Below are 12,856 nucleotides of genomic sequence, written 5' to 3' on the forward strand. Positions count from 1 at the left end.
GGAGCTACGAGCCTATCGTCACATTCACTCTTCCCGGTCACCTCCGTACAGGTGGCCGATTATCGGAGTTTCGGTGGGCCTTCCCGCTTCTCAGGAGGCGTCGATGAACCGGTCGAGCACACGCACGCCGAACCGCAGCCCGTCCACCGGCACCCGCTCGTCGACGCCGTGGAACATGCCCGCGAAGTCCAGCTCCGGCGGCAGCTTGAGCGGCACGAAGCCGAAGCCGCGGATACCCAGGTTGTCGAAGGACTTGGCGTCGGTGCCGGCGGAGAGCATGAAGGGGATCGCCTTCGCGGCCGGGTCCTCGGCGAGGAGGGCGGACTGCATGGCCTCCACGAGCGCCCCGTCGAAGGAGGTCTCCACGGCCTTGTCGGAGTGCACGTCCTCGCGCCTCACCTTCGGGCCGAGGATCCGGTCGAGGTCGGCGAGGAACTCCTCCTCGAACCCGGGCAGGAAGCGCCCGTCGATGTTGGCGGTGGCCTCGCCCGGAATGACGTTGACCTTGTAGCCGGCGTTCAGCTGCGTGGGATTGGCCGTGTTGCTCAGGCTCGCGCCGATGAGCTTGGCGATCCCGCCGAGCTTGGCGAGGGTGGACTCCATGTCCTCCGGGTCGAGCTCGGTGCCGAGCGCGTCACCGAGTTCGTCGAGGAAGGCACGGGTGGTCTTGGTGACCCGCACCGGGAACTTGTGCCGGCCCACCCGGGCCACCGCCTCCGACAGCTCGGTGATGGCGTTGTCCCGGTGGATCATCGACCCGTGCCCGGCCGTGCCGGCCACGGTCAGCTTCATCCAGTGCATGCCCTTCTCGGCCGTCTGGATCAGATAGAGCCGCCGCTGCTCGTTCACGGTGAACGAGAACCCGCCGACCTCGCTGATGGCCTCGGTGACGCCGTCGAAGAGGTCGGGGTGGTTGTCGACCAGCCACCGGGCGCCGTACGTGCCGCCCGCCTCCTCGTCCGCGAGGAAGGCGAGCACGATGTCCCGGGGCGGCCTGCGCCCGCTGCGCAGCCGGTCGCGCGCGACGGCCAGCGTCATGGCGTCCATGTCCTTCATGTCGACGGCACCGCGCCCCCACACGCTCCCGTCCGTGACCTCGCCGGAGAACGGGTGGTGGGTCCAGTCGGCGGCGTTGGCCGGCACGACGTCCAGGTGGCCGTGGATCAGCAGCGCGGGCCGGGACGGGTCCTCGCCCTCGATGCGGGCCACGGTCGAGGCGCGCCCCGGGTGCGACTCGAAGATCCTCGGCTCGAGGCCCACCTCGGCGAGCTTCTCGGCGACGTACTCGGCGGCCTTGCGTTCGCCCGGGCCCGAGTGGTCGCCGTAGTTGCTGGTGTCGATCCGGATCAGCTCGCGGCAGAGGTCCACAACCTCGTCCTCGCCGGTGACGCCCTTGGCCGTGTCCTTCTCGCTCACGCTGCTTCCTCCCACTGTCACTGCTGGTGGTCCCTCTCATCCTCCCCCTCCGCCCACCGATGCCCCAAGACCGGACCAGGCCTGTCACGCGCCGTTCACGCGGCGGCGGGGACGGGGACGGGGTGTGATCAGCCATCCCGAAAGCCTGGTAATGTTTCCTTCGTCGCCGCGGGGGAAACCCCGCACGACAGACACCTTGTCCGGGTGGCGGAATGGCAGACGCGCTAGCTTGAGGTGCTAGTGCCCTTTATCGGGCGTGGGGGTTCAAGTCCCCCCTCGGACACCAGTGAGGGCCCCTGTTCATCAGGGGCCCTTCTCGTTGCGCCGGAAGGCGCGGACCAACCGCGCGCGCCACGACGGGAGTTCGGGCCCCGGCGGGTCAACAGGAGCCGTCTGCCGGGCAGTTCCGCATGCCCTTTACACGGATGTGGGCCATCTCTCCTCCCACACACGGACCTCCAGGTCACAGCCGCGCGCCCGCTCGCCCGCCCTCCCCCGGACGGTCTCTCCGAGTGGCCGGACGAAGAGGTGAGCCATAGCGTCGTACTAATATTTCCGGCTTGTCATGGAGCTGGAGCCGGACAACCCCAGGCAGACCTGCGGGCCCGCCAGCGCCCCGGAGGCTTCCGGGATCGAGACGCGAGGACCGGATGGCAGCCATACACGAAGGCAGTTCTCTCGGCCTGCTCGACGACGAGATCCGCGAGCAGTTCGGCGACACCGCGCGATTCTCCGCGGGGCCCGCCGCCTCGCCCCGCTCGCTCGTCGACGTCTTCGACGCGTCCGTACGGTCGTACCCGGACGAGCTCGCCCTGGACGACGGCACGACGCGGCTCACGTACCGGGCACTGGCCGTCGAGGTGGAGCGGTTGCGGCTGCGGCTCGCGGACGCGGGTGTCGGGCTCGGGGACCGGGTGGGCGTGCGCGTGCCGTCCGGGACGAATGAGCTGTACGTCGCCATTCTGGCCGTGCTGGCCGCCGGTGCCGCCTACGTTCCCGTCGACGCCGAGGACCCCGACGAGCGGGCCGAGCTGGTGTTCGGGGAGGCGCAGGTACGGGCCGTGATCGGGGCCGGGCACCGGATCACCGTCCACGGCAGGTCCGAGGTCCCCGCCGCCCGCCCGGGTACCGAGCACGACGCCTGGATCATCTTCACGTCCGGGTCCACCGGGAAGCCCAAGGGCGTCGCCGTGACGCACCGCAGCGCCGCCGCCTTCGTGGACGCCGAGGCGGCCCTGTTCCTCGCCGACGACCCCATCGGGCCCGGGGACCGGGTCATGGCGGGGCTGTCGGTCGCCTTCGACGCGTCCTGCGAGGAGATGTGGCTGGCCTGGCGGTACGGGGCCTGTCTGGTGCCCGTGCCCCGGTCGCAGGTCAGGAGCGGTGCCGATCTCGGTCCCTGGCTGGTCGAGCAGGAGATCACCGTCGTGTCCACCGTGCCGACGCTGGCCGCGCTGTGGGAGCCCCAGACCCTCGACGACGTCCGTCTGCTGATCTTCGGCGGCGAGGCCTGCCCGCCCGAGCTGGCACAGCGGCTGGTCACGGAGGGGCGCGAGGTGTGGAACACCTATGGGCCCACCGAGGCGACCGTGGTGGCCTGCGCAGCGCTGATGACCGGCGAGGAGCCGGTGCGGATCGGGCTGCCGCTGGACGGGTGGGAGCTGGCCGTCGTGGACGAGGCCGGGGAGCCCGTGGCCATGGGTGACAGCGGACAGCTGGTCATCGGTGGGGTCGGGCTCGCGCGGTATCTCGACGCCGGGAAGGACGCGGAGAAGTACGCACCGCTGGAGTCGCTGGGCTGGGAGCGTGCGTACCGGAGCGGTGACCTGGTCAAGGCCGATCGCGAGGGGCTGATCTTCCTCGGCCGGGCCGACGAGCAGATCAAGCTGGGCGGGCGCCGGATCGAGCTCGGTGAGGTGGATGCCGCCCTGCAGGCGCTGCCGGGGGTGGCGGGTGCGGCCGCCGCCGTGCGCACCGCCCGCGGCGGCAACCAGCTGCTCGTCGGGTACGTCGTCACACAGGACGGCTGGGACCGGGCGGCGGCCGTGGAGAAGCTGCGCGCGGAGCTGCCGGCCGCCCTGGTGCCGTTGCTCGCCCCGGTCGGCGAGCTGCCGACCCGTACCTCCGGGAAGGTCGACCGCAACGCCCTGCCGTGGCCCCTGGAAGGGCTGGAGACCGGCGGAAAGGCCGAGCAGCTCTACGGCATCGAGGCCTGGCTCGCCGAGCAGTGGGCGGAGGTCCTCGGCATGCCGGTGACCAGCGCCTCCGACGACTTCTTCGCGATCGGCGGCAGCAGCCTCGCCGCCGCCCAGCTCACCACCCGGCTGCGCACGCGTTACCCGAGCGCGGCCGTCCTCGACATCTACCAGCAGCCGACGCTGCGCAAGCTGGCCCGGCGCCTTGAGGCCTCGGCGCAGGACGACGGTGCGCGGCGGACGGTCGCGCCGGTCCCGGTCCGCGCCCAGCTCCTCCAGCTCTTCCTGCTCGTACCGCTGTTCACGCTGCTCGGGCTCCGCTGGACGGTGGCCCTGGCGGCGGTGGGGAACCTGCTGCCCGCCTACTCCTGGCTGCCGACCGCCTCCTGGTGGCTGATCGCGGCGGGCGCCCTGCTGTTCTTCAGCCCGCCCGGACGCATCGCGCTCGCCGCGGGCGGCGCACGGCTGCTGCTGCGCGGCCTGCGGCCCGGCCGGTACCCGCGCGGCGGGAGCGTGCACCTGCGGCTGTGGACCGCCGAGCGGCTGGCCGAGTTCAGCGGGGCGACCTCGCTGACCGGGTCCTGGCTGGAGCGGTACGCGCGGGCGCTGGGCGCCAAGGTCGGCCAGGACGTCGACCTGCACTCGCTGCCTCCGGTCACCGGCATGCTCAAGCTCGGGCGCGGGGCCGCCGTGGAGTCCGAGGTGGACCTGTCCGGGTACTGGCTGGACGGGGACCGGCTGGAGGTCGGGCCGGTGAAGGTGGGTGCGCACGCCGTCGTCGGCACGCGCAGCATGCTGTTCCCGGGCGCGCGCGTCGGCAAGCGCGCCGAGGTGGCGCCCGGGTCGGCCGTCACCGGGCAGATTCCCACCGGGCAGCGGTGGGCCGGCGCGCCCGCGGTCAAGCTCGGCAAGGCCAAGCGCAACTGGCCCAAGGAGCGGCCGCAGCGCGGCACGTACTGGCGGGTGATGTACGGCGTGACGGGCGTCGCGCTGAGCGCCATGCCGGTGTCGGCGGGTGTGGCCGCGCTGCTGGTCGCCGGCCTGTTCGTGGCGCCCGGGACCGGACTCGTCGAGGCGCTGCGCGGAGCGGCGCTCGCGCTCGTCCCGGCCACGCTGACCTTCGGGCTGGTGTACGCGCTGAAGATCCTGGTCGCCGTTCGGCTGCTCAGCCTGGGTCTGCGCGAGGGCACGCATCCCACGCACAGCAGGATCGGCTGGCAGGCGTGGACGGTCACGCAGCTGATGGACCGGTCCCGGGACACGCTGTTCCCGCTGTACGCGGGCCTGGTCACACCCGCGTGGCTGCGGCTGCTCGGGATGCGGATCGGGCGGGGCGCCGAGGTGTCGACCGTCCTCGCCCTGCCGAGTCTGACGACCGTCGGTGACGGGGCCTTCCTGGCGGACGACACGCTGACGGCGCCGTACGAGCTCGGTGGCGGCTGGGTGCGGGTCGGGCGCGCGGAGATCGGGCGGCGGGCGTTCCTCGGGAACTCCGGGATGACCGCGCCGGGGCGGAGCGTGCCGGACGGCGGTCTGGTCGGCGTGCTGTCGGCGACGCCGAAGAAGGCGAAGAAGGGCACCTCGTACCTGGGTCTGCCGCCGGTGAAGCTGCCCCGCAGCGCGAACGACGGCGACCAGAGCCGTACCTACGAGCCGCCGGCCCGGCTGCTCTGGGCGCGCGGGCTGGTGGAACTGTGCCGGATCGTGCCGGTCCTCTGCTCGGCGGCGCTGGCAGTGCTGACGGTGGCGGCGCTGTGCGCGCTGGGGGCGTGGGCCCCGCTGCTGTCGGGGCTTGTGCTGCTCGCGGCCGGGGCGACGGCGGCACTCGTGTCGATCGTGGCGAAGTGGGTGCTGGTGGGGCGGCACCGCAGCGGGGAGCATCCGCTGTGGAGCTCCTTCGTGTGGCGCAACGAGCTGGCGGACACGTTCGTCGAGGTCGTGGCCGTGCCGTGGCTGGCCGGGTCGGTGCCCGGTACGCCGCTGATGACGGCATGGCTGCGCGGGCTCGGCGCGCGCGTCGGCAAGGGTGTGTGGGTGGAGAGCTACTGGCTGCCGGAGACGGACCTGGTGACCCTGGAGGACGCCGCTTCCGTCAACCGGGGCTGCGTGCTCCAGACACACCTCTTCCACGACCGGATCTTGCGGACGGATACTGTTGTTCTCCGTGAGGGTGCCACGCTGGGCCCTGGCGGGATCGTGCTGCCCGGCAGCACGATCGGGGCCCGTACCACGCTGGGTCCCGCGTCGCTCGTCATGGCCGCGGAGTCCGTCCCGGACGACACCCGCTGGCTCGGCAACCCGATCGAGGCATGGCGTCCCTGAGTGCGGGCCACTCGGCGGCGAGAAGTGCCACGGGCGGCGCAGCGGAGTGGCGGCACAGGGCAGGGAGCGGACGCGGCAGTGGCAGTTCAGCAGTCAGTGGGGCAGGACCCGTACTTCCCGGACCACGGTGATCCGCGCTTCCGGGTGCACCGCTACGAACTCACGCTGGACTACCGCCCCGGCCCGAACCGGCTGGCGGGCACGGCCCGGATCAACGCCATCGCGGGACGTTCGCCCCTCACCGAGTTCCAGCTGAACCTGGCCGACTTCAGGATCGGCCGGGTGCGGGTGGACGGCCGGCAGCCGCACTACACGCACCGCGGCGGCCGGCTGCGCATCCGCCCGGCGAAGCCGCTGCGGGCCGGGGCCGCCTTCACGGTGGAGGTGCACTGGTCGGGCAATCCGAAGCCGGTGGCCAGCCCCTGGGGCGGAATCGGCTGGGAGGAGCTGGAGGACGGGGCGCTGGTGGCGAGCCAGCCGATCGGGGCGTCGTCCTGGTACCCGTGCAACGACCGGCCCGCCGACAAGGCGTCGTACCTGATCTCGGTCACCACGCCGTCCGCGTACTCGGTGGTCGCGGGCGGGCGCCTGCTGACCCGTACGACGAAGGCCTCGACGACCACCTGGGTGTACGAGCAGTCCGCGCCCACGTCGAGCTATCTGGTCGGGCTGGCGATCGGCAAGTACCAGACCGTGCTGCTGGGCGACCCGGGGCCGGGCGGCGTTCCGCAGCACGGGCACATTCCGGCGCACCTTCTCCCGGAGTTCTCCCGGGACTTCGCGCGGCAGCCCGCGATGATGGAGCTGTTCCAGGAGCTCTTCGGGCCGTACCCGTTCGACGAGTACGCGGTCGCGGTGACCGAGGAGGAGCTCGACGTCCCCGTCGAGGCGCAGGGGTTGTCGCTGTTCGGCGCCAACCACGTGGACGGGGCCCGGGGTTCGGAGCGGCTGGTCGCGCACGAGCTGGCGCACCAGTGGTTCGGCAACTGCCTGTCCATCGCCGACTGGCGGCACATCTGGCTGAACGAGGGTTTCGCCAAGTACGCGGAGTGGCTGTGGTCGGAGCGCTCGGGCGGCCGCGGCACGCAGCAACTGGCCGCGATCGCGCACCGGCAGCTGTCCACGCTGCCGCAGGACCTCCGGCTGGCCGATCCGGGCCGCAAGTCGATGTTCGACGACCGGCTCTACGAGCGCGGTGGCCTGACCGTGCACGCGGTGCGCTGCGCGCTGGGCGACGAGGCGTTCTTCCTCATGCTGCGCAGCTGGGTGCGGCTGCACCGCAACGGGGTGGTGTCGACGCCGGCATTCACCGCACACGTGGCACGGTTCGCGGACGAGCCGCTGGACGGGCTGTTCCAGGCCTGGGTGTACCGGGCGCCGCTGCCGCCGCTGCCGACGCTGACCGCACCAGGGGGCACGGCGAGCTCGGCCTGAGCTACAGTGCGCTCCAAGTGGGGTGCTGTCTCAGGGGGTTGAGCGGTCATGGTGTCCCGGTGGGCTCGCTGGTCCGACGACTCCGACGGGTTCTGGCTGGAGGTTTTCGGGGAGACGGCCCCCCTGCCGGTGCCGCTGGAGGGGCTGTTCAGCACCGGGTCCAGAAGGGCCGCGCAGTGTCCGGCGTACTTGTACGTGTGGACCTTCGGGTACACCGGTCGGGTGCGCGGGAACACCAGCGTGACGCTGCTGTTCCCGTCCGTCGCCGAGTGGCGGTGCAAGGACGTCCAGGCGGTGGTGTACCACCTGCCCCCGGTGCAGGAGGAGCGGAAGTGGCGCAACGCGCTGGCCGAGGACGTGCAGGCGATCAAGCCGGTGCTGGAGGTCGCGGGTGAGGCCACGGCCGCGGCCGGATTTCCCGTGCTCGGCGGTCTGGCCGCGGTCATGGCGCATCTGAAGCTGCGGAGCGCGCCGCTTCAGAAGGGCGGGTGGTACGTCAAGCGCACGCACGGGAAGCACGAGGGGGTGCTGTACCAGGGCGTGGAGTGGGTACTCCCGGCCCGTTTGCTGCGGCAGATCGGTACGCGCGTCACCGGCGCGCTGCTCGTGCAGTTCATCGAGGCGGCGCCCGCGCAGGAGGACACGTCCCCGGCCGGGGCTCCGGGCATCGTGGTCCGTGCGCGGCTGGGGCGCCGCCCGGAGAGCCCCGAGGCCCGTGCGGTCCTGCCGCTCTCCGTCACGGCACAATAGGGGCCGTGTCCCGACGTACCGCCCGTTCCGTGAAGTCCGCGCCCACCTGCCCCTGCGGCCTGCCCGAGCCGTACGAGAAGTGCTGCGGCCGCTGTCACTCCGGTGCCGCGGCCGCGCCGACCGCCGAGGCGCTCATGCGGTCGCGGTACAGCGCCTTCGTGAAGGGGGACACGGCGTATCTGCTGCGGACATGGCATCCGCGCACCCGGCCGGACCGGCTGGACCTCGACCCGGGGATGAAGTGGACCGGGCTGGAGGTGCTCGGCGCGACGGACGGGTCGGCCTTCCACTCCACGGGAACCGTGACCTTCCGCGCCTCCTACCGGGGCGGCTCGCTGCACGAGCGGAGCCGGTTCGAGCGGGTCGACGGGGCGTGGGTGTATGTCGACGGGGAGTTCCTGGACGAGTAGCGCTACGGCGCGAGGATGTCCAGTTCCTGGAGCGCGCCCGCGGTGATCTCGCGGGTCAGCTGTTCGGCGCGGGCCGCGTCGCCCGCGCGTACCGCCTCCGCCAGCTGGACGTGCAGGGTGACGGCGGCCGGGTCGGGGTCCTCGAACATGACCTCGTGATGGGTGCGGCCCGCGAGGACCTCGGCGACGACGTCGCCCAGCCGGGCGAACATCTCGTTGCCGGAGGCGGCGAGGACGACCCGGTGGAAGGCGATGTCGTGGACGAGGTACCCCTCCAGCTTGTGGCCGCGTGAGTTGGCCACCATGCCGAGCGCGCACTCGGTGAGCTCGGCGCACTGCTCCGCCGTGGCGTTCTTGGCGGCCAGGGCCGCCGCGACGGGCTCGATCGCCGAGCGCAGCACGGTCAGCGAGCGCAGCTGGTGCGGGCGGTCGGCGCCCGCCAGGCGCCAGCGGATGACCTGCGGGTCGTAGACGTTCCACTCGGCCTTGGGACGGACCGTGACGCCCACGCGGCGGCGGGACTCGACGAGGTGCATGGATTCGAGGACGCGCACCGCCTCGCGCATCACGGAGCGTGACACCTCGAAGTGCTGAGCCAGTTCGTCCGTACGCAGGACACTCCCCGGCGGGTACTCGCCTCCGGTGATCGCGGGGCCGAGGGTGTCCAGTACATGGCCGTGCAGACCCCGGCCCGGTGTGCTCATGCACTCAGCGTACAGAGTGGATCACGGAGACAAAAAGTCAGACTTATACATCACAGACTCTTGAATTTGTCATACCTAATGGGATTCAGTGTGGCCGACGCCGGACGCCGGCGTCGCATGTCGAGGAAGACAGTGAGGCAGTGATGCGTACCCCCCACGTCGTCGCGGTGATGGGCGTCGCCGGTACGGGCAAGACCACGATCGGTCCCCTGCTCGCCGCCCGGCTCGGCGCCCCCTACGCCGAGGGCGACGACTTCCACCCGCAGGCCAACATCGACAAGATGTCGGCCGGCGTCCCGCTCGACGACGCGGACAGGTGGCCGTGGCTCGACGCCATCGGCACCTGGGCGGACGGGCGGCGCGGGCTCGGCGGGGTGGTCAGCTGCTCGGCGCTGAAGCGGTCGTACCGCGACCGGCTCAGGGCAACGGCTCCCGGGATCGTGTTCGTGCACCTCACGGGCTCCCGGAAGCTCATCGAGGACCGGATGTCCCACCGGCGTGGGCATTTCATGCCGACGGCACTGCTGGACTCCCAGTTCGCCACGCTCCAGCCGCTCCAGGCGGACGAGGCGGGGGTCTCCGTGGACGTCTCCGGATCCCCCGAGGAGATCGCCGAGCGGGCCGCCGAGGCACTGGCCGCGGTTCCCGACGCACCGCAGTAGACCTCGCTGCGCCTCGCAGTACCCCGCAGTACCTCGTAGCACCCCTCAACGTCCCCGTATCCACAAGGGAACCCCGTGACCAGACTCAACGTCGAGATGCTGGCAGCGGACGCCGTCGAGCCCATAACCTCGGCCGGCCACGTCCAGCTTGGCATCGCCGTCCTGGCGGGCATCACCGTCATCGTCCTGCTCATCACCAAGTTCAAGCTCCATGCCTTCCTGGCGCTGACCATCGGGTCACTCGCGCTGGGCGCGTTCGCCGGAGCACCGCTCGACAAGGCGATCGTCAGCTTCACCACCGGTCTCGGCACCACGGTCGCCGGCGTGGGCGTGCTGATCGCGCTGGGCGCGATCCTCGGCAAGCTGCTCGCCGACTCCGGCGGCGCCGACGAGATCGTCGACACGATCCTCGCCAAGGCGGGCGGGCGGGCGATGCCCTGGGCGATGGTGCTCATCGCCTCCGTGATCGGCCTGCCGCTGTTCTTCGAGGTCGGCATCGTGCTGCTGATCCCGGTGGTCCTGATGGTCGCCAAGCGCGGCAACTACTCCGTGATGCGCGTCGGCATCCCGGCACTGGCGGGCCTGTCGGTGATGCACGGTCTGGTGCCCCCGCACCCCGGCCCGCTGGTGGCGATCGACGCGGTCAAGGCCAACCTGGGCGTCACGCTCGCGCTCGGCGTCCTCGTCGCGATACCGACGGTGATCATCGCCGGTCCGGTGTTCTCCAAGGTCGCGGCCCGCTGGGTGGACGTCCCGGCTCCCGACCGCATGATCCCCCAGCGCCCCTCCGAGGAGCTGGAGAAGCGCCCCGGCTTCGGCGCCACACTCGCCACCATCCTGCTGCCCGTCGTCCTGATGCTGGCCAAGGCGCTGGTGGACATCGTGGTCGACGACCCGACGCACACGGTGCAACGCGTCTTCGACGTCATCGGCTCCCCGCTGATCGCCCTGCTCACGGCCGTGATCGTCGGCATGTTCACGCTGGGCCGGCCGGCCGGGTTCAGCAAGGAGCGGATCTCGCGGACGGTCGAGAAGGGGCTCGCCCCCATCGCGAGCATCCTGCTGATCGTCGGCGCGGGCGGCGGCTTCAAGCAGACGCTGATCGACTCCGGCGTCGGCCAGATGATCCTGGACGTCTCCAAAGACTGGTCGATCCCCGCCCTGCTGCTCGGCTGGCTGATCGCGGTGGCGATCCGGCTGGCGACCGGTTCGGCGACGGTGGCGACCGTCTCGGCGGCCGGCCTCGTGGCCCCGCTGGCCGCCGACATGTCGACGACCCACGCGGCCCTGCTGGTCCTGGCCATCGGCGCCGGCTCGCTCTTCTTCAGCCATGTCAACGACGCCGGGTTCTGGCTGGTGAAGGAGTACTTCGGGCTGAGCGTCGGGCAGACGGTCAAGACGTGGTCCGTCATGGAGACCATCATCTCGGTGGTCGCCGGCGGCCTGGTCCTCCTCCTGTCCCTGGTGATCTAGCGGTACGCCGAAGACGGCTCACCCCTTCAGGCCCTGTCGTCGAACGACAGGGCCTGAAGGCGGCCCAAGGCGGCCCAGGACTGGCCTAAGGCCGCCACAGCGGATGCTCCCGCTTCGCCCACTCCCGGCTCACCGACCCGGTGCGCAGGCCGCGGCGGGCCTCCGGATCGCCCAGGGCCATGCCGATGTGGCCGGCGAGGACGATGCCGATGGTCAGGGCGAGCCAGTCGTGGACGAAGGTCGCCGACGTGCGCCACACCAGCGGGGTGAGATGGGTGAACCACATGATCAGGCCCGTGCCGAGCATCACGACCGTGGCGCCGGCGATCCAGGCGGCGTACACCTTCTGCCCGGCGTTGAACTTGCCGGCCGGGCGGGAGGAGTGCCGTTTGTCGCGGACGAGGGCCGCGCGCAGCCACATCCGGTCGTGCGGGCCGAAGCGGTTGAGGAACCCCAGGTCGGCGCGGAAGGCACGGGAGGCGAGGCCCAGCAGTACGGGCACGGGCAGGGCGAGGCCCGCGCACTCGTGGACGCGGACGACCAGTTCGCGGCGGCCGACCAGTATGGCGAGCTGCGGGATGTAGAGGCAGGCCGCGGTCGCCACGCAGATGCCCATCAGCGCGGCCGTGGTGCGGTGCACCCACCGCTCGGCGGGGGTGAAGCGGTGGACGCGGGAGTCCGGCGGGGCCGGGGTCTCAGCTCGTAGGGTCATCGGACCGTCCGTTCGAACGGCCGACCCACGCGTCGACGTCGTAGCCGAGCCTCTCCCAGTAGCCGGGCTGGACGTGGTCGGTGACGGTGATGCCGGAGAGCCACTTGGCGGACTTGTAGAAGTACATGGGGGCGACGTAGAGGCGGACGGGTCCGCCGTGGTCGTGGCCGATGTCCTTGTCCTGCATGCGCAGGGCGACCAGCACGTCGGCGCGGCGGGCCTGTTCGAGGGTGAGGCTCTCGGTGTAGGCGCCGTCGAAGCAGGTGAAGCGGATCGCCTTGCCGGTGCCGCGCACGCCGGCCGCGTCCAGCAGATGGGAGAGCCGTACACCCTCGAAGGGGGTGCCCGGGACTCGCCAGCCGGTGACGCACTGGACGTCCTTGACGAGCCGGGTCTGGGGCAGGGCGCGCAGGTCGGCGAGGGTGTAGGTGCGTGGGTTGTCGACGAGTCCGTCGATCGAGAGCCGGTAGTCCGCGGGGCCTTTGTGCGGCACGGACGCGGCGACCGAGTAGTAGCGGAAGCCCCCGCCGTTCGGCAGCAGTCCCGTCAGACCCGTGGGGTCCTTCCCGGACACGGTGCCGAGGAAGGCCTCCATGCCGCGTTGCAGGGTGGGGGCGGCGACCACGCCGAGAGCGCCGAGGCCGATGGTGCCGAGCAGGACGCGGCGGCCTATCGGCCGGCCCTCCTCGGATCCCTGCCGCTCCCGCCGCTCCTCGGGTTGTTCGGTGTTCACTCGTTCATTCGAGCACTCCCGGCGCCTGTCGGGCCAGAAATCACG

The 12,856-nt window shown here is 71.6% G+C and carries 10 protein-coding genes and 1 tRNA gene; 7 read left to right on the forward strand and 4 right to left on the reverse strand.

Annotated features, from left to right (window positions below):
* Positions 1-90: 90 nt before the first annotated feature.
* On the reverse strand, positions 91-1,416 hold the full coding sequence (locus tag ACIPSA_RS21940; protein ID WP_402637490.1) for a M20/M25/M40 family metallo-hydrolase: 1,326 nt from the start codon (positions 1,414-1,416) through the stop codon (positions 91-93).
* 198 nt (positions 1,417-1,614) lie between these two features.
* Here ACIPSA_RS21940 and ACIPSA_RS21945 point away from each other — a divergent pair.
* From ACIPSA_RS21945 to ACIPSA_RS21965, 5 genes are all read left to right on the forward strand, one after another.
* Positions 1,615-1,702, forward strand: a tRNA-Leu gene (locus ACIPSA_RS21945).
* 364 nt (positions 1,703-2,066) lie between these two features.
* The gene (locus tag ACIPSA_RS21950; protein WP_402637492.1) at positions 2,067-5,933 is read left to right on the forward strand and encodes a Pls/PosA family non-ribosomal peptide synthetase; all 3,867 of its coding nucleotides are present in this window, start codon (positions 2,067-2,069) and stop codon (positions 5,931-5,933) included.
* Positions 5,934-6,011: 78 nt separating this feature from the next.
* Positions 6,012-7,367 (forward strand): M1 family metallopeptidase, encoded by a 1,356-nt coding sequence (locus ACIPSA_RS21955; RefSeq protein WP_402637494.1) that lies wholly within the window; start codon positions 6,012-6,014, stop codon positions 7,365-7,367.
* Between the two features lie 48 nt (positions 7,368-7,415).
* Positions 7,416-8,117 (forward strand): hypothetical protein, encoded by a 702-nt coding sequence (locus tag ACIPSA_RS21960; RefSeq protein WP_402637496.1) that lies wholly within the window; start codon positions 7,416-7,418, stop codon positions 8,115-8,117.
* 5 nt (positions 8,118-8,122) lie between these two features.
* Complete coding sequence (locus ACIPSA_RS21965) at positions 8,123-8,527, forward strand: YchJ family protein (RefSeq protein WP_402637498.1); 405 nt, start codon at positions 8,123-8,125, stop codon at positions 8,525-8,527.
* 2 nt (positions 8,528-8,529) lie between these two features.
* On the opposite strand, the gene ACIPSA_RS21970 is transcribed toward ACIPSA_RS21965, so the two are convergent.
* Positions 8,530-9,231 (reverse strand): FadR/GntR family transcriptional regulator, encoded by a 702-nt coding sequence (locus ACIPSA_RS21970; protein ID WP_402637500.1) that lies wholly within the window; start codon positions 9,229-9,231, stop codon positions 8,530-8,532.
* A gap of 143 nt (positions 9,232-9,374) precedes the next feature.
* Between ACIPSA_RS21970 and ACIPSA_RS21975 the strand changes: the two genes are divergently transcribed.
* Both ACIPSA_RS21975 and ACIPSA_RS21980 read left to right on the forward strand, forming a co-directional pair.
* Complete coding sequence (locus ACIPSA_RS21975; RefSeq protein WP_402637502.1) at positions 9,375-9,893, forward strand: gluconokinase; 519 nt, start codon at positions 9,375-9,377, stop codon at positions 9,891-9,893.
* Between the two features lie 75 nt (positions 9,894-9,968).
* Complete coding sequence (locus tag ACIPSA_RS21980) at positions 9,969-11,366, forward strand: GntP family permease (protein WP_402637504.1); 1,398 nt, start codon at positions 9,969-9,971, stop codon at positions 11,364-11,366.
* Between the two features lie 85 nt (positions 11,367-11,451).
* Here ACIPSA_RS21980 and ACIPSA_RS21985 read toward each other — a convergent pair whose 3' ends face one another.
* Positions 11,452-12,078, reverse strand: coding sequence for a cytochrome b/b6 domain-containing protein (locus ACIPSA_RS21985; protein ID WP_402637506.1), 627 nt, complete (start codon positions 12,076-12,078; stop codon positions 11,452-11,454).
* The gene (locus ACIPSA_RS21990) at positions 12,062-12,811 is read right to left on the reverse strand and encodes a molybdopterin-dependent oxidoreductase (RefSeq protein WP_402637507.1); all 750 of its coding nucleotides are present in this window, start codon (positions 12,809-12,811) and stop codon (positions 12,062-12,064) included. The genes ACIPSA_RS21985 and ACIPSA_RS21990 overlap by 17 nt, the downstream gene beginning before the upstream one ends.
* Between the last annotated feature and the right edge of the window lie 45 nt (positions 12,812-12,856).

The sequence above is a fragment of the Streptomyces sp. NPDC086549 genome (assembly GCF_044746205.1).
In the GTDB taxonomy this organism is placed as follows: Bacteria; Actinomycetota; Actinomycetes; order Streptomycetales; family Streptomycetaceae; genus Streptomyces.

Excerpts from the sequence above, each read along its gene's own strand:
- ACIPSA_RS21950 (WP_402637492.1), top strand. The coding sequence starts at position 2,067 with ATGGCAGCCATACACGAAGGCAGTTCTCTCGGCCTGCTCGACGACGAG.
- ACIPSA_RS21960 (WP_402637496.1), top strand. The coding sequence starts at position 7,416 with ATGGTGTCCCGGTGGGCTCGCTGGTCCGACGACTCCGACGGGTTCTGG.
- ACIPSA_RS21970 (WP_402637500.1), bottom strand. The coding sequence starts at position 9,231 with ATGAGCACACCGGGCCGGGGTCTGCACGGCCATGTACTGGACACCCTC.
- ACIPSA_RS21975 (WP_402637502.1), top strand. The coding sequence starts at position 9,375 with ATGCGTACCCCCCACGTCGTCGCGGTGATGGGCGTCGCCGGTACGGGC.
- ACIPSA_RS21985 (WP_402637506.1), bottom strand. The coding sequence starts at position 12,078 with ATGACCCTACGAGCTGAGACCCCGGCCCCGCCGGACTCCCGCGTCCAC.